This is a genomic window from Pseudomonas sp. Irchel s3a18, assembly GCF_900187535.1.
In the GTDB taxonomy this organism is placed as follows: Bacteria; Pseudomonadota; Gammaproteobacteria; order Pseudomonadales; family Pseudomonadaceae; genus Aquipseudomonas.
Window position 1 is genome coordinate 96,122 of the sequence record NZ_FYDV01000010.1, and the last position, 23,347, is coordinate 119,468.

The window sequence follows — 23,347 nt, forward strand, 5'->3', positions numbered from 1 at the left end:
TGTCGCGGGCAAGCCCGCTCCCACACGACGCCTGCGACACCGATGCCGTGAGAGAGCAAGCCCGGTCCGGGCGGCGCTCCGGACAAGTGGCACTTACAAGCGCTGCAAAACTACAGCCCTTCCAGCTCTGCTATCAGGTCATTCAATCGGTCCACCTTCTCCTCGGTGATGTCCGTCGCGGACAGCCCTTCGATGTACATCGCCAACGCCTGCACCGTGCTGCACTCGAACATCGCACGCAGCGGCACATCCCGCTGCAAGGCGTTTTGTACCCGCGAGGCGATTTGCGTGGCCAGCAGTGAATGACCGCCCAGTTCGAAGAAATTGTCGCGAACCCCGACCTGCTCGACTTTCAGCACCTGCGCCCAGATGTCCGCCAGGGTTTGCTCAAGCTCCGTTCCCGGCGCCTGGTAGTCCTGGCTTTGCAACTGCCCGATCGCAAGCGCCGGCAGCTGCTTGCGATCGAGCTTGCCGTTGGCATTGAGCGGCATGCGCGACAGCCACAACCAGTGCAGCGGTACCATGTAGTCGGGTAGCACGGCGCGCAGGCGTTGCTTGATCCCCTCCAGTTGTTCACCTTGATCCTGAGTCGAATCGCTGGCCACCAGATAGCCGACCAGGTGCTTGCCGTTGACACCTTCCTGCACGCAGACCGCCGCTTCGCGGACCTCTGGCTGTTCATGCAGGCGCGCCTCGATTTCCCCCAACTCGATGCGGTAGCCGCGGATCTTCACCTGATGGTCGACGCGGCCGACGTACTCAAGCACACCGTCGGGACGCCGCCTTGCCAGGTCGCCGCTGCGATACAGGCGCTCGCCCGGGGCACCAAACGGATTGGGCACAAACACCGGGGCGGTACGCAGCGGGTCGCTGACATAACCGCGCCCCACCCCCGTGCCAGCCACGCACAATTCGCCCACGGCCCCCAGCGGCACCAGCTCCAGTGCACCATCAAGCAGGTACAAACGGTTGTTGTCGGTCGGCGTACCAATCGGCAAGTAACTGCCGCGAGTCGAGGCCTGGTCGACGCGAAAGAACGCGACGTCATCCGAGCATTCCGCCGGGCCATAGGCATTGACCAGCCCGATATCCGGGTAACGCAGCAACCATTGGTACGCCAGTTCAGGTGGCATCGCCTCGCCCGTCGGCAACATCCAGCGCAAGCCGTCCAATGACATCCGCTCCTGGGCAAGCATGCCCTGAATCAGTGAAGGCACACTCTCCAGCACGGTGATGCCCTGGGCCTGCACGTGGGCCAGCAGTCCCTGCGGATCATGGGCGATGGCGTTCGGCACGATGTCCACCCGTGCACCGAACAACGGTGCGGCAAGGAACTGCCAGACCGAGATATCAAAGCTTTGCGAAGCGGTCTGCGCGATTACGTCGATTTTGCTCAGTTGCAGGTAGGGCACCTTGCTCAACTGGTTATTGAGCATGCCGCGTTGCTCGACCATCACCCCCTTGGGCAGACCGGTGGAACCGGAGGTGTAGATCACATAGGCCAGGTTATCCGGGCCGCTGTAGATCCCCGGGTTATGCACCGGGGCCTGACCCGCCTGCACCTCCTCCCAGACCAGCAAGCGAGGTCGATTGGCACAACCGAACTCATCCAGCAATGCCACTGCCTGTTCACGGCACGCCGCACTGCACACCAGCAACGGCGTATGGCTCAGCTCGATGATCCGGCTCAGGCGCTGACTCGGCAGGTCCGGGTCCAGCGGCAGGTAACCGGCACCGGCCTTGAAGCTGCCGATGATCATCCCCAGCAGGTCTGGAGTGCGTTCCGCGAGCAACGCCACTGGCTGATCCATCCGCACCCCCGCTGCCACCAGGGCATGACCCAGGCGGTTGCTTCGCTGGTTGAGCTCGCTGTAGCTGTGGCACTGGTCCAGGCAACTGACGGCAATGCGCTGTGGATACGCGGCGACCTGGGCTTCGAACAGTTCGACATAGCTCTGCTGCAGCGGGTAGTGATGCTCGCTCTGGTTGCAGCCGTTGATCAGGAAGTCCCGCTCTTGCTCGCCCAGCAAGGGCAAGTCCGCCATGTCGCCGTGGAAACCATCGATCAGGGCAATCAACAGTCGCTTGAACTCGCCAAGCATGCGTTCGACCGTGGAGGCGTCGAAGTAACGCTGGTCGTAGGACAGGTGCAGCCCCAGGTCATCCCCCGGATAGCACACCGCCGTCAGCGGGAAGTTGGTGTGGGTTCGGCCCGAGTCCGAGGTGGCGTTGAGGCTTTGCGCACGGTCCAGCACCGAGACTTCCACCGGGGCATTCTCGAACACGAACAGGCTGTCGAACAGGGGTTGGCCCTTGGGCAGTTCGCTCTGTTCCTGGATGTTCACCAACGGCAGGTACTCGTACTCGCGCAGTTGCATGTTGCTGTCCAGCAGATCGCTCAGCCATTGGCGCACACTGCAGGGTTGATCGTCTTCGGGCAGCTTGACGCGCAAGGCGATGCTGTTGATGAACAGCCCCACCGTGCGTTGCATCTCGGGCATCTCCACCGGACGCCCGGCCACGGTGACGCCGAACAGCACGTCGCGATCACCGCTCACGCGTCGCAGGACCAGGGCCCACGCCGCCTGGGCAAAGGTGTTGACGGTCAATTGATAGGCCTGGGCCAGCTCCCGCAGTCGCGCGCCGGCGCGGGCGTCCAGCCGGGTGTAGCAGTCACCGACGATCATGCCGCCACTGTCACCCGCGTGTTCACGCAGGAACGGACGGTCACCCGGTATCGACGTGGTCCGTTCAAAGCCTTGCAGATTGTGCTTCCACCACTGGCGTGCCTCGGCCATGTCCTGGCGTTGCAGCCAGCCAATGTAGTCGCGATAGCGCGGTGCCACGGCCAGTTGCGCCTCCCGCCCCTCGCCCATTGCCGTGTAGATCTCGAAGAAGTCATTCATCAACAAGGATCGGCACCAGGCATCGATGAGGATGTGGTGGTTGCTCATCATGAACCAGTAGCGTGCCGCGCCGACGCGGATCAGCCGCAGGTGGAACGGCGCCTGGTGGAGCAGGTCGAAGCCGGCCTCGCGTTCGGCCTTGAGCAAGGCTTGCAGCTTGGGCTCCTGCTCATCTTCGGCCACCGAGCTCCAGTCCAGGAACTCGATCGGGGTGCTGCCCGGCGTGTGGATAACCTGCAGCATCTGCGCGCCGATGTCCCAGCAGAACGAGGCCCGCAAGGCTTCGTGCCGAGCGATCACCGCCTGCCACGCCTGAGCGAATCGCTGCGGGTCAAGTTCACTGTGGATACGGTAACGGTCCTGCATGTAGTACAGGCCAGTGCCCGGTTCCAGCAAGGTGTGCAGCAACATGCCTTCCTGCATCGGCGTGAGCGGGTACAGGTCCTCAATCTGCGAGGCGGGAACCGGCAGCTCGTCGAGCTGCACCTGGGTCAGTTGCGCCAGCGAGAAATCTGACGGTGTCAGGCCTCCGGCATTGTCGTTCAGGCAGTGGGCGATCAGGCCCTGCAATTCGTCGAGGTAGGCCTGCGCCAATTCGCGGATGGTCTGCCCATCATGGCGCTGCGCGCTGAAGGTCCAGCGCAACAACAGCTCACCGCCATACACCTGGCTGTCGATGCTCAGTTCATTGGGCAACGGTGCATCCGGGTCATGAGCGGCACCGACGGGTTGATCCAATGGCTGGAACAGCGCGTCGTTGCCAAAGCTCTGATCGAACTGACCCAGGTAGTTGAAGGTGATTGACGCTTGCGGCAGTGCCGCCATCTGCTGCCGGCACGCGTCATCGGCCAGGTAGCGCAGCACACCATACCCCACCCCCTTGTGCGGCACTGCACGCAGTTGTTCCTTGATGGCCTTGATCGAAGCGCCCTGCCCGGTCGCGTCTTCGATGCGTTCGGGTGTCAGGCGCAAGGGGTAGGCGCTGGTAAACCAGCCGACGGTGCGCGTCAGGTCAATCTCGTCGAACAGGCTCTCACGGCCGTGGCCTTCGAGCTGAATCAGCGCCGAGTCATTGCCGCTCCAGCGGCACAGCACGCGGGCCAGGGCGGTGAGCAGCAAGTCGTTGACCTGGGTCCGGTAAGCACTGGGCGCCTGTTGCAGCAATTGCCGAGTCTGCTCGGCGCTCAACCGTACGCTGACAGTTTGTGCGTGACGCTGCTGCCGGCCACCTTCAGGGTGATCGCAGGGTAGCCCGGACCGGGCCGTGGCCAGTTGCTCTTGCCACCAGAGCAGCTCTTCGCGCAGGGATTCGCTGCTGGCATAGGCCTGCAAGCGTGCGCTCCAGTCACGTAGCGCGCTGGTTTTCGCCGGCAGGCGCACGGCCTGTTGCGCCTCGAGTTGACGGTAGACAGTCTGCAGATCGTCCAGCAACACCCGCCACGACACCCCGTCGACCACCAGGTGGTGAATGGCAATGAACAGACGTTGCCCACCCTCGGCCCCATCGACCAACACCACTCGCATCAGCGGACCCTGCTCAAGATCCAGGTTGCGCTGGGCATCGGCGAACAGCGCTTCACAGTGGTCCAGGTCCGGTACCCGGACTTGCCACAGCAAGGCGGCATCCGTCAGCGCCTGATGCTCGGCTCGCCATTGCCCGGCCATTGGCGTGAAGCGTAGGCGCAAGGCGTCATGCTGCTCGACCACCGCTAGCAACGCTTGCTCCAGTCGATGAGGTTCAAGGTTCACCGTAGGCTCCAGCAACAGCGCCTGGTTCCAGTGCTGACGCGCCGCCATATCGGTCTCGAAGAACCAATGCTGAATCGGCGTCAGTGCCGACTCACCCGTGAGCAGGCCTTGCTCGGCCATGACCTGTTCGGTACGCGTGGCCACTGCCGCCAGCGCCTGCACCGTTTGATGCTGGAACAGGTCCCGTGGGCTGAAGTGAATACCCTGCTGACGTGCCCGACTGACGACCTGGATCGACAGGATCGAATCGCCGCCCAGTTCAAAGAAGTTATCGTTGAGGCCGACCTGCTCGACGTTCAACACGTCGCACCAGATACCGGCCAGCGTCTGCTCCAGCGCGTTGCTCGGGGCGACGTACGCTTGGCGATTGAGATCCAGGTCCGGTGTGGGCAGCGCACGGCGGTCAAGCTTGCCGTTGGCCGTCAGCGGCCAGCGAGCCAACAGCATCAGGTGCGTTGGCACCATGTAATCCGGCAATTGGGTTTTCAGGTGCGCCTTGAGCGAGTCGCGCAGCGTTGCCTGCTGCGCCAGGTCCTGTTCGGCCACCTCACTGACCAGGTAGCCGGCCAGCTGTTTGCCGCTTGGGGTATCGAGCGCCAACACCACCGCTTCACGTACCGCCGGATGTTCCAGCAGGCGGGTTTCGATTTCACCGAGTTCAATGCGGAAACCGCGAACCTTCACTTGATGGTCGATGCGCCCCAGGTACTCCACCAGGCCATCGATGTGCTGGCGCACCAGGTCGCCGGTGCGGTACAGCCGCCCGCCATGAGCGGCAAACGGGTCGGCGACAAAGCGTTCGGCAGTCATCCCCGAACGCTGGTGATAGCCCTGGGCCAGACCGGCCCCGCCAATGTATAACTCACCGGTCGAGCCTTGCGGCACCAGCGCCAGGTCAGCGTCGAGAATGTAGGCCACGCGGTCACCGATCACACGGCCGATCGGTACGCTGCCGGCGCCCTCCTCCAGGTTTTGCGGGGCCAGACTGGCCAATGGCATGACCACGGTTTCGGTCGGGCCATAGGCATTGAAAAACAGACTCGGCTGGAAGGCTGCGCGGATTCGCTGCAGGTGCTCCCCGGTCAAGGCTTCGCCACCGGTGATGCACATGCGCACCGGCAGGGTTTCCCCCTGGGTGGCCAGCCATTGCGCCAACTGGCTGCCGTAACTGGGGGTGAAGCCGAGAACAGTGATGCGGTGCTGACGAATCAGCTGGCAGATCGCTTGCGCGTCCCATTGCCCCTGAGCCCGCAACACCACCTGTGCACCGCAGAGCAATGGCACCAACAGACGCTCGGTGGCGGCATCGAAGTTGATCGAATAGAAATGCAGTTCGCAGTCATCGGCACGCATGCCGAAGCGCTCGATCACCGCGCGGCAATGCATGGCGATTTCGCCGTGGGCTACCACCACGCCCTTGGGCTTGCCGGTGGAGCCGGAGGTATAGATCAGGTAGGCCGGATCCAGCGGCGAACTGATCAGGGGCAACTCGCAGTCCGGGTAATTCACCAGTCGCACGGCATCCCTATCCAGGCACCAACGCGCCACACCGGGCGGCAGTTCACCCAGCGCCTCGAACATCGCCGCGTCGCTGAGCAACAGGCCAAGGCCACTGTCTTCGATCATGTAGTGCAGGCGATCCAGCGGGTACTCCGGGTCCAGCGGCACATAGGCACCGCCCGCCTTGAGAATCGCCAGCAGCCCGATGACCATTTCCAGCGAGCGCTCCAGCGCCAGGCCGACCCGCACCTGCGGGCCGACGCCCAGCTCACGGAGCCCCCAGGCCAGACGATTGGCGCGACGATCCAGCTCGGCATAACTCAAGGTCTGAGCGGCGAAGGTCAAGGCCGGCGCGTCGGGGCGCGCCAACACCTGCTCGCTGAACAGGTGATGAATGCACTGGTCCAGGCGATGTTCGCCCGGCGCTTGCGCAAGGCTGGCCAACAGCTGTTGCTGCTCGGTGGCGTCCAGTAACGGCAGTTCACTGAGTCGCTGTTCAGGGTCGCTGATCAAGGTACGCAGCAGGTTGCGCCAATGCCCGGCCATGCGGGCGATGCGCGGCTCATCGAACAGATCGGTGCTGTAGGTGAAACAGCAACCCAACCGATGATCGAGTTCGGTGACTTCCAGGTTCAGGTCGAACTTGGTCGCCCGTGCATCGTTGGCCAGATACTCGACCGTCATGCCGGCCAGCGAACGGCTCTGCTGGAACTCCCAGCGCTGAACGTTGCACATCACTTGGAACAGCGGGTTGTAGGCCGTGCTGCGCGGTGGCTGCAAGGCTTCTACCAAGTGATCGAACGGCAGGTCCTGGTGGGACTGACCTTCGATGACTCGCTGGCGAACCTGCTCGAACAACTCGGTCACCGTCATCTGCCCGTCGAGCTGACAACGCAGGACCTGGGTGTTGAGAAACGCACCGATCAGCCCTTCGCTTTCCGGGCGAATGCGGTTGGCCACCGGAGCACCGATACGCAAGTCGGTCTGGCCACTGTAGCGGTAGAGCAATACGGCCAGGGCGGCGGTCATGGTCATGAACAGGGTCAGGCCCTGTTGTGCATTGAAGGTGCGCACCCGTGTGGCGAGGTCGTCACTCAGATCAAAGCGAAACAGCTCGCCCCGATGACTTTGCACCGCAGGTCTTGGGCGGTCACCCGGCAGCTCCAGCAGCGGATGCTCATGGCCCAGCTGTGCAGTCCAGTAGTCGAGCTGACGCTGACGCTCGCCGGACTCCAGCCATTGACGCTGCCAGACACTGTAATCCAGGTACTGCACCGGCAACGGTTCCAGCGGCGACCCCCGATCATCGAGGAAGGCTTCGTACAAGGCCGCCAACTCACGGGCAAAGATATCCATCGCCCAGCCTTCGGTGACGATGTGGTGCAAGGTCAGTACCAGGTAGTGCTCGTGCTCGGCGGTCTTGACCAGGCAGGCCCGAAGCAACGGCCCGGTTTCCAGATTGAACGCGGTGTGCGCTTCACGGTCGGCCAGTTGCTGGACTCGCTCCTCGCGCAGGTCAGCGTCCAGCGTCGAAAAGTCCTGCCAGTCCATGCGCAGGCCGGTTTGCGGATGAACCCGCTGCCAGGCCACACCGTTAACGCTGGGGAAGGTGGTGCGCAGGGTTTCGTGACGCATGACCAGCGCTTGCAACGCCGCCTCGAAACGCCCGACATCCAGCAGCCCGCGCAAACGCGCCATGCCGCCAACGTTATAGGCCGGGCTGTCCGGCTCCATCTGCCAGAGGAACCACATGCGCTGCTGGGAATAGGACAACGGCACCGGTGCTCTGCGGTCGACTTTCTCGATCGGCGGCTGTTGGTTGCGCTGACCCGACGCTTGAATCAAGCGCACCTGCTCGGCGAAGTCACCCAGCTCGCTGGCCTCGAACAACACCCGCAGCGGCAACTCGACGTCGCAGGCCTGCCGGGTCCGGGAGATGATCTGGGTGGCCAGCAACGAGTGGCCGCCGAGGGCGAAGAAGTCATCGCGCAGACCGACCTGGGCCTGGCCCAGCACTTCACGCCAGATCGCGGCGATCTGCTGCTCCAGCGCCGTGACCGGTTCAATCTGCTCACGCACCTGCCACTGGGGCTGCGGCAACGCACGACGGTCGACCTTGCCACTCGGGCTCAAGGGCATTGTGTCCAGGCGCACCAACTGTGCCGGGACCATGTACTCCGGCAGCTCGGCAGCCAGTGCGTGTTTCAGGCGCTGACTTTGCGCCTCTGGCGCTTCAACGCTATCGACCACCGTGTAGTAGCCGATCAACTGCGCGCCGGCAACGGTGTCACGCACCAGCACCACGGCCTGTACGACGTTGTCCTGTGCCAGCAGGCGTGCTTCGATTTCTTGCGGCTCGACCCGGAAGCCACGCAGTTTGATCTGCTGATCGAGACGTCCGAGGTATTCCAGAGCACCCTCCGCGCTCCAGCGCACGCGGTCACCGGTGCGGTACAAACGCGCCCCTTGTTCACTCAGCGGATCGGCGACAAAGCGTTCGGCGGTCAACCCGGGTCGTCCCAGATACCCCCGAGCCAGGCCGGTACCACCGATGCACAGCTCGCCGGGGACTCCGGCCGGCAGCGGATTGAAATCACTGTCCAGCACCCGGCACACCACATTGCCCAGCGGCCGGCCAATCGGCGAGCGTTCGCCATCGCTCGTGTGGCAGTGCCAATGGGTGACGTTGATCGCCGTTTCAGTCGGGCCGTAGCGGTTGTGCAGTTGTACCGCCGGCAATTGCTCCAGCACGCGGTTGCGCAACTCGGCAGGCAAGGCTTCGCCACCGGAGAACAGGCGGCGCAGGCGGGTGCATGCGGCCGTCGTGGGCTCGTCGATGAACAGCTGCAACAACGCTGGTACAAAGTGCAGCGTGGTCACGCCGAAAGCTTGCACCAGGTGGGCAATGCGCTGGGGGTCGCGATGCTCCCCAGGGCCTGCCAGCAGCAAACGACAGCCAGTGATCAACGGCCAGAAACACTCCCACACCGACACGTCGAAACTGATCGGCGCCTTTTGCATCAGCACATCGCTTTCATCGAGGCGGTAGGTGGCCTGCATCCACTGCAGCCGTTCGCTGAGTGCCCCATGGGTGTTGCCGACACCCTTGGGCTGGCCGGTGGAGCCGGAGGTGTAAATCACGTAGGCCAGGTTGTCGCCCTGCAGGTGCAGCCCCGGTGCATGACTCGACCAACTGTCAAGGTTGAGGGTGTCCATGGCGATGACACTGACACCCACCGCTGTCGGCAGGCGTTGCAGCAGCTGACTCTGGGTCAGCAGCAGCGTCACGCCGCTGTCTTCGAGCATGTAGGCCAAGCGCTCGGCCGGGTAATCCGGGTCCAGTGGTACATAGGCGCCACCGGCCTTGATGATCGCCAGCACGCCGATCAACAGCTGCGGCGATCGCTCGGCGGCAATCGCCACACAGACGTCCGGCCCCACACCTTTGTCGCGCAGGTAATGGGCCAGGCGGTTGGCCTGGGCGTGCAGCTCGGCGTAGTCCAGTTGCCCGCCCTCCCACATCAGGGCAATGCGTTGCGGGGTCAGGCGCGCTTGCTCGTTGAGCAACTCCGGTAGCCATTGGTTCGCCGTGGTGCGGGGTGCAACACTCCACTGTGCTTGCTCGGCGTGTTCGCTGGGCTCAAGCAGAGACAGGTCGCCAATGGCCAGTTGCGGCTGCTCGCAAACACCGCGCAACAGGTTGACCAAGTGCCGGGCCAGACGCTGGACCGTCGCTTCATCGAATAGCTCATCGGCGTAGTCGAAGGACAGGCTCAAGCGGCCATTGCGGTCCTCTTCACTGTGCAGTTGCAGGTCGAACTTGGCCTCGCGGCTGTGCCACGACAGCTCCTCGGCGAGCAGCCCCGGCAAGCGGCGCAGGGCACCGAGGTCACGCTGTTGATGGTTGAACATCACCTGGAACAGACCCTGCTCGCGGGCTTGCGGGAACGCCTCGAGCAGTTGCTCGAACGGCAGGTCCTGATGGGCCTGGGCATCCAGTGCGCGGGCGCGGGTTTGCGCCAGCAGTTCGACAAATGGCAGACGCGAATCCACTTCGGCGCGCAGCACCTGGGGGTTGATGAAGAAGCCGATCAGCCCCTGGGTTTCCAGGCGCGGACGGTTGGCATTGGGGACGCCAATCCGGATATCGCGCTGGCCGCTATAGCGATGCAACAGGCTCTGGAACCCTGCCAGCAACAGCATGAAGGTCGTCGCATCAAGAGCCTGGGCGGTCTGGCGAATCGCCTCGCTCAAGCCAGCGTCCAGTCGCTGGGTGTAGCGTGCTGCGCTGCGCAACGCCTGGGCAGAGCGTGGATGATCGGTCGCCAGGTTCAGGGCCGGGTGCTCGTCGCCCAACTGCTGCTTCCAGTAAGCCAGTTGCCGCTCGCCCTCCCCCTGCGCCAGCCATTGGCGTTGCCAACTGCCGTAATCCGCATACTGCAACGGCAAGGCGGCAAGGGCAGCGGTCTGGCCCTGGACAGCGGCGGCATACAGGTGCGAGAACTCGTCGATCAGCACGTTCAGCGACCAGCCATCGGCAATGATGTGATGCAGGGTCACCAGCAATTGGTGCTCTTCATCGTCCAGGCGTACCAGGGTGACCCAGAATAACGGGCCGTTCTCCAGATCGAACTGGGTGCGGGCCTCGTCTTCACGAATCTGCCGGGCACGGGCTTCACGCTCGGCCAGCGGCAGGTCGCTGATATCGATCAATTGCAGGTTGAACTCACAGGCGGGGTCGACCTGCTGCAGCGCCTGGCCGTCCCGTTCGAAAAACCGCGTGCGCAGGGATTCGTGGCGCTCGATCAACTGTTGGAAACTGCCGCGCAAGGCGTCTTCATCCAGCTCGCCACGCAGCTGCAAGGCACCGGGAATGGTGTAGGCGCTGCTCTGCGGTTCCAGTTGCCAGGTAATCCACAAACGGTTTTGCGCCAGCGATTGCGGCAATGCTGCGTTGCGCGCCAAGGGCTTGATGGTGCCCAAGGCCTGCCCGCCGTCCTGTTGTTGTCGTGCCACTGCCGTGGCAAATGCCGCGAGGGTCGGGGCCTCGAACAGCAGGCGCAGATTCAACTCCAGACCCAACGCCTGGCGCAGGCACGCCACCACCTGCGTGGCGGCGATGGAGTTGCCACCCAACAGAAAGAAATGATCGTCGGCGCCCACGTGCTCGACGTGCAGATGGTCGCACCAGATCTGGCCGATCAGGCTTTCAAGTTCCGACACCGACCGAGGCTCGCCAGCGGCGGGCTCATCATCGTCGGGGAACTGCGCGTAGGCGTCGAGGCTGCCATCGACCTGCCGGCTGCGACACGCCGAGCGCTGTAGCTTGCCGCTCGAGGTCTTCGGCAGCGCACCGGGATTGAGTAACACCACGACGCTGGGGACCTCCTGAAAGGCCTCGGCCACCGCCTGGCGAATGGCTTTGATCAGCGTCTCGGGCGCCAGGATTTTCTGCACGCTGCGGCTGATTTCCGCAGCGATGCCGATACCGTCCTGGCCCTGATGATTCACGGCGAAGGCCGCGACCCGACCTTTGCGCACCACCTCCACTTCGCGCTCGATGGCCTGTTCGATGTCCTGTGGATACAGGTTGTGGCCGCGCACAATCAGCATGTCTTTCAAGCGCCCGGTGATGAACAGTTCGCCATCGCGCAGGAAGCCCAGGTCGCCGGTGCGCAACCAGGTGCGCCCTGCATGCTGGACAAAGGTCTGCGCCGTGGCTTCGGGGTTACGCCAGTACCCATGGGCGATACTCGGCCCGGCCGCCCAGACTTCGCCGACCTGTTGGTCAGCCAGTTCCGTCAGCGCCTGGGGGTCGACGATCAGCACCGCGTGTTCAGGCTGGCTGTGGCCGCAACTCATGATGGCGCCACCCTCGCCCGGTTCGGCACGGTTCTGCGCCAACGCCTGCTCATCCAGACGCAGCGCCGGGATACCCTGGCCGCGCGCACCGCCTGCTACGAACAGCGTGGCCTCGGCCAACCCGTATGACGCCATGAAACTGTCCGGGGTAAACCCGCTGACGGAAAACTTCTCGGCGAAACGCTCCAGGGTGTCGAGACGAATCGGTTCAGAGCCGGAATAGGCCACGCGCCAGCCACTGAGGTCCAGACGCTCCAGCGCCGACTCGCTGACCCGCTCGCTGCACAGCCGATAGGCAAAGTCCGGACCGCCGCTGATGGTGCCGCCGTACTCACTGATCGCTTCCAGCCAGCGCAGCGGTCGCGCGAGGAAATACGCCGGCGACATCAATACGCAGGGCACACCACTGAAGATCGGTTGCAGCAGGCCACCAATCAGCCCCATGTCGTGGTACAGCGGCAACCAGCTGACGATCACGTCATCCGGGTTCAGGTCGATGCCAAACCCCCGGCGGATCAGCAGTTCGTTGGCGACCAGGTTACCGTGGCTGACCTGCACGCCTTTAGGCAACGCCGTGGAGCCCGAGGTGTATTGCAGGAAGGCGATGTCATCAGCCTGCAGGCACGGTACCTGCCAACGCTCGGCCAGCGAACGGTCCAACTCGTCGATGCACAGCCATTGCGGCGCGTGCACGGTGCTCAGCTCACTCATTTGCTGCAACGAATCACGCAGGTCGGTACTGGTCAGCAACAGGCGCGGCTCGGCATCGTGAATGATCGAGAGCAGGCGCTCCTGATGATGACGGCGCGCCGATTCCGGTGGATAAGCCGGCACCGCGATAACGCCGGCGTACAGACAACCGAAAAACGCCGCGACGTAATCCGGACCGCTGGGGAACAACAGCACCGCGCGATCGCCGGGTTGTGCCTGCGCCTGCAGGGCCGCCGCCAGGGTTCGCGCGCGAAGGTCCAGCTCGCGGTAACTCAAGACGACGCCCTGCTCCGGCGTTTCGCCAAGAAAGCGCAAGGCCATCCGGTCCGGCGTCAGGGCCGCGCGGCGCTGGAGGGCTTGGACCAGTGTGCTGGGGAGTTCGAACGCGTCGCTCATGAGGGTTCCTGCCTGAATTCGGCTTGCAAATGGAGTCGATTTTTTCTTGCGCCACGTCCACTGAAGAACGTGCAGGACGCGGTCTTTGCCGACCGCGCAAGGCTTGGTAAAGCGGCAAAACCGGGGCCATCGCCCGGAGCCATTCACCAATGAGAACGGATGGAGAATCGAAATAATTAGTCCGTGCTTGAGGCTCAGCGCAGCGGTTCACGGCCTCTCAGCGTGAGGCGGTTCGCAAAACGCCTTGCCCAATAGAATTAATTATCCCTCTCAATTGACAATAATTATCATTAAGCCTAGCTTGTCGCTCGATGCGTTGGACGGCTCCAAATCCCTTGTCGTCCCACTAACTTTTTGCAGCAAGGTGACTTCCATGACGGAACCAGTGTTCACAAGCAGGTGTGACTCACCCTTACTCCAGGCATTCGTTGATAACAGACTGACTTTGGTGAAGATCGCCGCTCGTATTACCGGTTGCCGATCCCGCGCTGAAGACGTGGTCCAGGACGCCTTCTTCCGGTTGCAGTCGGCGCCGCAGATCACGTCCTCGTTCAAGGCACAGCTCAGCTACCTGTTCCAGATCGTGCGCAACCTGGCGATCGACCACTACCGTAAACAGGCGTTGGAGCAGAAGTATTCAGGGACTGAAGAAGAAGGCTTGAACGTGGTCATTCACGGTGCTTCACCAGAAACGTCACACATCAACTTCTCGACCCTGGAACATATCGCCGACGCCCTCGGTGAACTGCCGAGCCGCACTCGCTACGCCTTCGAGATGTATCGCCTGCACGGCGTGCCCCAGAAGGACATCGCCAAGGAGCTGGGCGTGTCGCCGACCCTGGTGAACTTCATGATCCGCGATGCGCTGGTGCATTGCCGCAAGGTCTCGGGCACTCGCAGCGATACCTTCGCCCGTCGCTGACCCCGAACACCCCTTGTGGCGAGGGATCTGGCTCCCTCGCTACAAAAAACCTTCCTGGCCAACCAATCACGCCAACGCACAACGATCAAAAAACCGTTCACGCCCCAGAATCATCAGCGCCGCGCGCTTGTGAGGAAAGTCGAATTCCTTTTCGCAGTGGAAGCACTGGTTGTGCAGGTGCCCGATCATCTTCGCGTTGTCGGCGCGCGGTTCGGCCACCACCCGTTGCGTGCGCGCATCATCCAGGAACAGGTAGTGCACCAGTGCCGAGAGCCAGCTCGCCACCTTGTGTGGGCCCCGGTGCTGTTCTTCGCCGACCAGCATGTGAATTCCACGATCATAGTCACCGGCCTCATAGAACGGAGCGATGCGGTCTTCCTTGGCCCAATAGGCTTCGAAGTAGGCAAACGGCTGATCGTCGAAACAGCCGATCAAGGTCAGCGTGTGAGGGTCGGTTTCCAGCTTGGTCAGGTACTCGCGATGCTGTTCCAGGCTGCCACTCTCCTGCCAGAAACTCGCGACTCGCGGACTGTTCTGCCAGCGATTGAAGCGCGCCAGATCGTTGTCGATTTCAACCGTGCGCAAGGATATCCAGGCCCCCAGCCGGGCATCGAAGCGGCGGTAGACCTCACCCCGGGGCTTCACGGAACGCTTGGGATGGCGCTTGCCGGCACTGATCAACATCTGTTGTGGATAACTGCCGTTGCATGACTCGCCCAGCCAGGGTTGGGGCAATTGCCAGAACAGGCTGCGCTCGCAGCGGTACTGCGCGGCGTGTTCAGTGGTGATCAGCAAGCCACTGAACAAAGCTTGCGTGGGAGGCTCATCCAGATGCCAGGTCAGGGACTGACATCCCGGGTCACGGGCAAACAACCAGTAACAGGCCGCCCACAAGGCCTCGCCTACAGGACGGCCAAACAGCGCCTGCACACGCAGGTGCAACCCGGGCTCACGGCTCAGGCTCAACTGAATCAGCGGTTGTCCTTGCAGAGACAGGCTCAGCCGGCTCTCGCTTTCATCACCAGCAAGACGGTGCCCCAGCGGTAGTGCAAGGGCCGTCAGATCGTTCAGATTGGACATGGGTCGGGCTCACGGTAATCATCGACTGTTCGTTGATGTGACGTGAGCGGCGCAGGGAAATTTAGGGCTGGCCGGCAAATCGGCGCGGGCGCACCGGGCTTCAGCCCTTGGGCACCGGGACGATAGCGATCTTGTACGGCTCAAAAATCTTCAGCATCTGCCCGTTGTCCCGCAGGCCTTGCAGCAACTTGCCGAATGCCTCGCCGCTGATCGGCGCCGTCGGGCGAATCAGCGCGTAATGGTGATAGACCTGATCGATGCGTTCGGACGCCAGCAACTGTTGCGCGACCGCCTCGTTACGCAAGAAATAATCGAACAGGTACGAACGGGTGACCAGCGCGATATCGGCGCGATCACGCAGGACCATCAGCAGGTTGCTGTCGTGGGAGTAGGTCAGCGTGGCGTTATATTCGTCTGCGAGAAACTTTGGGGTCGCGTTGAAATTGGCAAAGGCATAGTGATATCCACTGAACAATGCCAGCCGTTTACCTTGCAGGTCGGAAAAATACGTTTGCTCGCGACCGGGACGTCGTTGGGCGACGAAGATTTCCGCATCTTCCAGCCCCATGTCGACGGTCGTGTGGGGAATGTCCTGCCAGCCCCAGGCCGGGTTCTCGAAGATCGCCATGTCGACCCGCCCCTGCGTGAAGTCACCAAAGCGACGCGGAATCGAGGTCGGTACCAGGATAAATTGATAGTCGGTTTGCAGTTGGTTCAGGGCTACTACCAATTGCGGCAACAACCCGGTGTCGGCACCGCTTTCCGGGCGGACGGTGTAAGGCGGAAAGTGCGCCGCACCGACTCGCACCAACTGTGCAGCCAAAGTCGGCTGTACGAACAGCACAGCCAGCGCCATCAGTAAAATCCGCGAAGCCGTCCACATTGGCGAAGCCATCAAAAACACCACCCCTGAAAATACTGTCTCCTTCATCACGCTAGGCGGTTTCACCCACTTAGACAATGTACGGAGGACTATTTAATGGTTTTTACCAAACCGTCATTTTTCATCCAGCACCAGAATCAACGCTTCATCAGCCAATTGATCAAGGCTCATGCTGCCGTCCGGGCGAAACCAGGTGGTGGTCCAGGACAAGGCCCCCGTCAGGAAACGCCGGGTGATGAACACGTCGCCGCGTATGAATCCGGCGTCCTTGGCCTCCCCCAGCACCTGCAACCAGATCTGCTCATAGATGTCGCGCAATGCCAGCACCTGGGCTTGCCCGTCCTCGGACAACGAGCGCCATTCATAGACCAGTACCGCCATGGCCTCACCGCTACCGCCCATGATCGACTGCAGTTCGCAGCGGATCAGCGCCAGCAGCCTTTCACGCACCGTGGGGGCCTGAGCCAGCGACGCGCGCATCAAGGCGGTGTTGTAGCGAATGGTTTCTTCCATCACCGCCCGCAGGATTTCATCCTTGCTCTTGAAGTGATGAAAGATGCTTCCCGACTGAATCCCCACCGCACTGGCCAGGTCACGCACCGTGGTGCGCTCGTAGCCCTTGTTGCGAAACAGGTGAGCGGCCATCTGCAGCAGTTTGCCGCGAGCGCTGTCAGGGTCGGTCAGTTGCCCGTTGTCGACCAACTCGCGCATTACCAGCAGGGCTTTTTGCTCGTCCACCCGTTCTCTCCTACAGTCGCTCAATCTAATGTGCGGCCACACCGCCAACGCAGTGGGTTGCGCGGGCAATTTAAGCTGGCCGGGGAAACCAAGCAAGCGCTTGGGCAGAAGTTGTAACCGGCATTTACAAACCAAGCGCTTGCTTGGTAGTCTCAAACCACTTCTGTCGGAGGCTCGCAATGAACAAAACCGTTCGTATCGGCTGTGCCAGTGCCTTTTGGGGCGACACCTCGACCGCCGCGGCGCAATTGGTCGAAGGCGCCCAGCTGGACTACCTGGTGTTCGACTATTTGGCGGAAATCACCATGTCGCTGCTGGCCGGTGCCCGCCTGAAAGATCCCCAGGCCGGTTACGCCACCGACTTCGTCGAGGTGCTCGGTCCGCTCCTGGGCCGCATCAGCCAACAGAGCATCCGCGTGATCAGTAACGCCGGCGGGGTCAATCCACTGGCCTGCGCCGCCGCGTTGCAAAGCGCATGCGATGCGGCCGGTGTGCCCCTGAAAATCGCCGTGTTGCTGGGCGATGACCTGCAGCCGCAATTCAAGCAACTGGCGACCCGCGGCGTGCAGGAAATGTTCAGCGGCGCGCCCCTGCCCCCGATGTGCGTCTCGACCAATGCCTACCTGGGCGCTCCCGGCATCGTCGAAGCCCTGCGCCAGGGTGCGGACATCGTGATTACCGGGCGCGTGGTCGACAGCGCCGTGGTCAGCGCCGCCCTGGTGCATGAGTTCGGCTGGTCATGGCAGGACTACGACAAACTGGCCCAGGCCGCACTGGCCGGGCACATCATTGAATGCGGGGCGCAGTGCACCGGCGGGAACTTCACCGATTGGCGAGCAGTGCCAGACTACGAACACATCGGCTTTCCCGTCGTCGAAGTCGGCGCCGATGGCCAGTTCACAGTCGGCAAACCCGAAGGCTCCGGCGGGCTGGTCACCCCGCTGACGGTGGGCGAGCAACTGCTGTATGAAATCGGCAACCCGCGCGCCTACCTGCTACCCGACGTGGTCTGTGATTTCAGCCAGGTCAAACTCCAGCAGCACGGCCACAACTGTGTTCAGGTGCACGGCGCCAAGGGCTTGCCCCCTTCGGCGCAGTACAAGGTCAGCGCCACGTATCCGGATGGCTTTCGCTGCACCGCCAGCTGCCTGATCGCCGGCATCGATGCCGTGGCCAAGGCACGCCGTGTCAGCGATGCAATCATCGCCAGGACTTCGGAGATGTTCAGCCAGCGCGGCTGGGCGCCCTACAGTGAAGTCAACATCGAACTGCTCGGCAGCGAAGCGACCTACGGTCCCCACGGCCAGCGCCAGGACAGCCGCGAGGTGGTGATCAAACTCGCGGTGCGGCACCCGAACAAGCAGGCATTGATCCTGTTTTCCCGCGAGATCGCCCAGGCGGCCACCGGCATGGCACCGGGCTTGACCGGCATCGTCGGTGGCCGGCCGACGGTGTACCCGCTGATCCGTCTGTATTCGTTCCTGATCGACAAAACGGCCTGCGCGCTGGAAGTCGATCTACAAGGTCAGCGTTACGCCTGCCCCCTGCCCGCCCTCGATCATCTTGATACTGCCACCCTGCCGGTGCCCTTTGCCCCGCCCAAACCCCAGGGCCGGGCCGACGCCAGTGTGGCGCTGGTGAAACTGGCGGTGGCGCGCTCCGGCGACAAGGGCAATCACAGCAACATCGGTGTCATGGCCCGCTCGCCCGATTACCTGCCGTGGATTGCCGAAGCGCTGACGCCCGAGGTGATGGTCGACTGGATGAGTCACGTACTCGACCCGGTCCACGGGCGAGTCGAGCGCTGGTACCTGCCCGGCACCCACAGCCTGAACTTTCTCTTGGAAAACGCCCTCGGTGGCGGGGGCGTGGCCAGCCTGCGGATCGACCCGCAAGGCAAGGCATTCGCTCAGCAGCTGTTGGAAATCCAGATCCCGGTGCCGCAAAGCATCGCTGACCAAGTCAACTAGAGGACTGTCACCGTGGCCTTCGATTCAATATTCAAACCCGATCTGTTTGCTGGCCAGAACATCCTCGTCACGGGCGGTGGCAGTGGCATTGGCCGTTGCACCGCCCATGAGCTGGCGGCCCTCGGCGCCCATGTGCTGCTGGTGGGGCGCAAGCCGGAGAAGCTGCAGCAGGTTGCCGCTGAAATCACCGAAGACGGCGGCAAGGCCAGTTGGCAGGCCTGCGACATTCGCGATGAAGAAGCGGTCAAGCAGCTGGTGGCGCAATTGATCGAGGCACACGGTCCGATCCAGGGGTTGGTGAACAATGCTGGCGGCCAATACCCGGCGCCCCTGGCCTCGATCAATCAGAAGGGCTTCGAAACCGTGCTGCGCACCAACCTGGTGGGCGGTTTCCTGATGGCCCGGGAAGTGTTCAACCAGTCCATGAGCAAGACCGGCGGCGCGATCGTCAACATGCTCGCCGACATGTGGGGTGGCATGCCTGGCATGGGTCACTCGGGGGCCGCGCGCTCGGGCATGGACAACTTCACCAAGACCGCCGCCTTCGAATGGGGGTATGCCGGGGTGCGCGTCAACGCGGTAGCGCCGGGCTGGATTGCCTCCAGTGGCATGGACACCTACGAAGGTGCCTTCAAGGCCGTGATCCCGACCCTGCGTGAGCATGTCCCCCTCAAACGCATCGGCACCGAATCGGAGGTCAGTGCGGCGATCGTTTTCCTGCTGAGCCCGGCCGCCGCGTTTGTCAGCGGCAGCACCCTGCGCATCGACGGCGCCGCCAGTCTTGGCAGCCGGGCGTGGCCGCTGCACAAGGCGCAACACAGTGAGTCGTTCAATGGCTTCCATCGAGCGTATTTACCCGACGTGCTCAAGGGCGAGGGTTGATCCATGCCAGTCATCGAATCCCTGCTAGACCCCCTTAGCCCGCAGTTTGCGCAAAACCGCGAGGCGATGCTCGGCGGCATCGAGCAAATCCGCCAGCTGGAACGCAACCTGCTGAGCAAGGCCGCCGAAGCCAAAGCGAAGTTCGACAAGCGCGGGCAGTTGTTGCCGCGCGAACGCTTGAACCTGTTGCTCGACCCCGGCGCGCCGTTTCTCGAACTGGCGAGCCTGGCCGGCTACAAGCTGCACGATGACAAGGACGGTAGCCAGGCCGGCGGCGGCCTGATCGCCGGGATTGGCCATGTGTCCGGCGTGCGGGTACTGGTGGTGGCCAACAACAGTGCGATCAAGGGCGGCACCATCTCCCCCAGCGGCCTGAAGAAATCCCTGCGCCTGCAACAGATCGCCATGGAAAACAAACTGCCGATAATTACCCTCGCCGAGAGCGGTGGTGCCAACCTCAACTACGCCGCCGAGATCTTTGTCGAGGGCGCACGCAGCTTCGCCAACCAGGCACGGATGTCGGCCATGGGCTTGCCGCAGATTACCGTGGTGCATGGTTCGGCAACGGCCGGTGGCGCCTATCAGCCGGGCCTGTCGGATTACGTGGTGGTGGTGCGCGGCAAAGCCAAACTGTTTCTCGCCGGGCCGCCGCTGCTCAAGGCCGCCACGGGCGAGGTCGCCACCGACGAGCAGCTCGGCGGCGCCGAAATGCACGCGCAAATCGCCGGCACCGCCGAGTACCTGGCCGAGAATGATGCCGACGGTGTGCGCCTGGTGCGCGAGATCGTCAGCCTGTTGCCGTGGAACGCTCGACTGCCACGGCTCGCCGCCCAACCCTGGGACGAACCGCTCTACCCCATCGACGAACTGCTGGGGCTGATTCCTGATGACCCGAAAAAACCCTACGACGTGCGCGAGATCATTGCCCGCATCGCCGATGGCTCGCGCTTTCTGGAGTTCAAGGGGGAGTTCGACCAGCAAACCCTCTGCGGTCATCTGAACATCCAGGGACGGCCTTGCGGTTTCATCGGCAACAACGGCCCGATCACCCCCCAAGGCGCCAGCAAGGCGGCGCAGTTCATTCAGTTGTGCGATCAGAGTCAGACCCCCCTGCTGTTTTTCCACAACACCACCGGCTTCATGGTCGGCACCGAGTCGGAACAGCAAGGGGTGATCAAACATGGCTCGAAGCTGATTCAGGCGGTGGCCAACGCACGGGTACCGAAGCTGACCCTGGTGGTCGGCGGCTCCTATGGCGCTGGCAACTACGCGATGTGTGGCCGGGGCCTGGACCCGCGCTTCATTTTCGCCTGGCCCAACAGCCGTACGGCAGTGATGGGTGGGGCCCAGGCCGGCAAGGTGCTGCGCATCGTCACCGAAGCCAAACAGCTCAAGGACGGCCTGGTCCCGGATCCGAAGATGCTCGACATGCTGGAACAGGTCACCGCGCAAAAACTCGACAGCCAGTCCACCGCCCTCTATGGCAGTGCCAACCTGTGGGACGACGGGCTGATTGATCCACGGGACACCCGTACGCTGCTGGGCTACCTGCTGGATGTTTGTCACGAGGCCGAGGTTCGTCAGTTGCAGCCCAACAGTTTTGGTGTCGCACGGTTTTAGTCAGTCGGTCGTTCCCGCGCGCCGCGCGGGAATGCAGCCCGGGACGCTCTGCGTCCCAACAGCGGACGCAGAGCGTCCAAAGAAGCGTTGCCACGCAGAGCGTGGGAGCGATCAGGGTTCGCCAGGAGAACAACAACAATGATCTTTACCCAGGAACACGAAGCACTTCGCCGTACCGTCCGCCAGTTTGTCGACCGCGAAATCAACCCTCACGTCGACGAGTGGGAGAAAGCCGGGCGCTTTCCGATCCACGAGATTTTCCGCAAGGCCGGCGAGCTCGGCCTGCTGGGGATTTCCAAGCCGGAAAAATTCGGCGGCATGGGCCTGGACTACAGTTATTCGATTGTCGCCGCCGAAGAGTTCGGCACCATTCGTTGCGGCGGGATACCGATGGCCATCGGCGTGCAGACCGACATGTGCACCCCGGCCCTGGCCCGGTTCGGTTCCGATGAGTTGCGCGACGAGTTCCTGCGCCCGGCGATCAGTGGCGAGCAGGTCGGTTGCATCGGTGTCTCGGAAGTCGGGGCCGGTTCCGATGTCGCAGGGCTGAAAACCACCGCCCGCAAGGACGGTGACGATTACGTGATCAACGGCAGCAAGATGTGGATCACCAACTCGCCGAACGCCGACTTCATCTGCCTGCTGGCTAATACCTCGGACGACAAGGCACACATCAACAAGTCGCTGATCATGGTGCCGATGAACACCCCCGGCATCAGCCTCAGTCCGAACCTGGACAAGCTGGGCATGCGCAGCTCGGAAACCGCCCAGGTGTTTTTCGACAACGTGCGTGTACCGCAACGCAACCGCATTGGCCACGAAGGCGCCGGCTTCATGATGCAAATGCTGCAGTTCCAGGAGGAACGCCTGTTCGGGGCCGCCAACATGATCAAGGGCCTGGAGTACTGTGTCGACAGCACCATCGAGTACTGCAAGGAGCGCAAGACGTTCGGCAACGCGCTAATCGACAATCAGGTCATCCACTTCCGCCTTGCCGAACTGTCGACTGAAATCGAATGCCTGCGGGCCCTGGTCTATCAGGCCACCGAGCAGTACGTCAAAGGCCAGGATGTCACCCGCCTGGCGTCCATGGCCAAGCTCAAGGCCGGACGCCTGGGGCGCGAGGTCAGTGACAGTTGCCTGCAATACTGGGGCGGCATGGGCTACATGTGGGACAACCCGGTGGCCCGTGCCTATCGCGATGTGCGGCTGGTGTCGATCGGCGGCGGGGCCGACGAAATCATGCTGGGGATCATCTGCAAACTGATGGGCATCCTGCCCGGGAAGAAAAAATGAGCACCCTGCCCGCTTGCCAGACCCTGTTGCTGGTGCAGCACAACGGCGTGCTGCACATCACCTTGAACCGTCCGGACTGCCGCAATGCCATGAGCCTGCAGATGGTCACTGAGTTGCGCGCGGTGCTGGCGGCGGTGCGCGATGACCGGGATGTTCGAGCCTTGGTGCTGGGCGGTGCCGGCGGCCACTTCTGTGCCGGCGGCGACCTGAAGGACATGGCCAATGCACGGGCCCAAGGCCTGGAGGCTTACCGTGAATTGAACCGTGCGTTCGGTTCGCTCCTGGAAGAGGCCCAGCATGCACCGCAAGTGCTGATCAGTGTGTTGCAAGGCGCGGTGCTCGGCGGAGGGTTTGGCCTGGCTTGTGTCAGCGACATTGCGCTGACCGAACACAACGCGCAATTCGGCCTGCCGGAAACCAGCCTGGGCCTGCTGCCGGCACAAATCGCGCCGTTCGTGGTCCAGCGCATCGGCCTGACCCAGGCCCGGCGCCTGGCACTGACCGCCGCCCGCTTTGATGGCCATGAGGCACGGCGCCTGGGCCTGGTGCATTTTGTCGAGCACGATACCCAGGCCTTGGCCGAACGCCTGGATGGGGTACTCGCCCACGTACTGTGCTGCGCACCGGGCGCCAACGCCGCGACCAAAGCCCTGCTACTGGCCAGCACCGAACAACTGTCGGGGCCGTTGCTCGATCAGGCAGCCCAGTGGTTCGCTGAAGCCGTGACCGGTGCCGAAGGCATCGAAGGGACGATGGCTTTCGTACAAAAGCGCAAACCCGGCTGGGCGCCCTGACGGCATCGCGAACGGGTCCGCAGCCGACGGCGTTCCGA

10 protein-coding genes are annotated in these 23,347 nt (G+C 62.9%); 6 read left to right on the plus strand and 4 right to left on the minus strand.

Annotated elements, in window-relative coordinates; translation table 11 throughout:
• Positions 1-110 precede the first annotated feature (110 nt).
• Positions 111-13,124 (minus strand): non-ribosomal peptide synthetase, encoded by a 13,014-nt coding sequence (locus CKW29_RS15565; RefSeq protein WP_095148805.1) that lies wholly within the window; start codon positions 13,122-13,124, stop codon positions 111-113.
• 373 nt (positions 13,125-13,497) lie between these two features.
• On the opposite strand from CKW29_RS15565, the gene CKW29_RS15570 reads away from it, so the two are divergent.
• Entirely contained in the window at positions 13,498-14,046 is a 549-nt protein-coding gene (locus CKW29_RS15570) for an RNA polymerase factor sigma-70 (protein ID WP_095143825.1), read from the plus strand.
• Between the two features lie 66 nt (positions 14,047-14,112).
• On the opposite strand, the gene CKW29_RS15575 is transcribed toward CKW29_RS15570, so the two are convergent.
• The 3 genes from CKW29_RS15575 to CKW29_RS15585 form a co-directional block, all read right to left on the minus strand.
• Positions 14,113-15,126, minus strand: coding sequence for a GNAT family N-acetyltransferase (locus tag CKW29_RS15575; RefSeq protein WP_095148806.1), 1,014 nt, complete (start codon positions 15,124-15,126; stop codon positions 14,113-14,115).
• Positions 15,127-15,226: 100 nt separating this feature from the next.
• Positions 15,227-16,021, minus strand: coding sequence for an ABC transporter substrate-binding protein (locus CKW29_RS15580; protein WP_095148807.1), 795 nt, complete (start codon positions 16,019-16,021; stop codon positions 15,227-15,229).
• 102 nt (positions 16,022-16,123) lie between these two features.
• Positions 16,124-16,747 carry a TetR/AcrR family transcriptional regulator gene (locus CKW29_RS15585; protein ID WP_095148808.1) on the minus strand — a complete coding sequence of 208 codons (624 nt, stop codon included), beginning with the start codon at positions 16,745-16,747 and terminating at the stop codon, positions 16,124-16,126.
• A 179-nt stretch (positions 16,748-16,926) separates the two neighbouring features.
• On the opposite strand from CKW29_RS15585, the gene CKW29_RS15590 reads away from it, so the two are divergent.
• From CKW29_RS15590 to CKW29_RS15615, 5 genes are all read left to right on the plus strand, one after another.
• Entirely contained in the window at positions 16,927-18,717 is a 1,791-nt protein-coding gene (locus tag CKW29_RS15590; protein ID WP_095148809.1) for an acyclic terpene utilization AtuA family protein, read from the plus strand.
• Between the two features lie 12 nt (positions 18,718-18,729).
• A complete protein-coding gene (locus CKW29_RS15595; RefSeq protein WP_095148810.1) occupies positions 18,730-19,599 on the plus strand; it encodes an SDR family oxidoreductase in 870 nt (289 codons plus the stop codon).
• A gap of 3 nt (positions 19,600-19,602) precedes the next feature.
• A complete protein-coding gene (gene atuC, locus CKW29_RS15600) occupies positions 19,603-21,219 on the plus strand; it encodes a geranyl-CoA carboxylase subunit beta (protein ID WP_095148811.1) in 1,617 nt (538 codons plus the stop codon).
• A gap of 138 nt (positions 21,220-21,357) precedes the next feature.
• The gene (atuD, locus tag CKW29_RS15610) at positions 21,358-22,515 is read left to right on the plus strand and encodes a citronellyl-CoA dehydrogenase (RefSeq protein WP_095143833.1); all 1,158 of its coding nucleotides are present in this window, start codon (positions 21,358-21,360) and stop codon (positions 22,513-22,515) included.
• Positions 22,512-23,309 (plus strand): enoyl-CoA hydratase/isomerase family protein, encoded by a 798-nt coding sequence (locus CKW29_RS15615; protein ID WP_095143834.1) that lies wholly within the window; start codon positions 22,512-22,514, stop codon positions 23,307-23,309. The genes atuD and CKW29_RS15615 overlap by 4 nt, the downstream gene beginning before the upstream one ends.
• Positions 23,310-23,347: the final 38 nt, after the last annotated feature.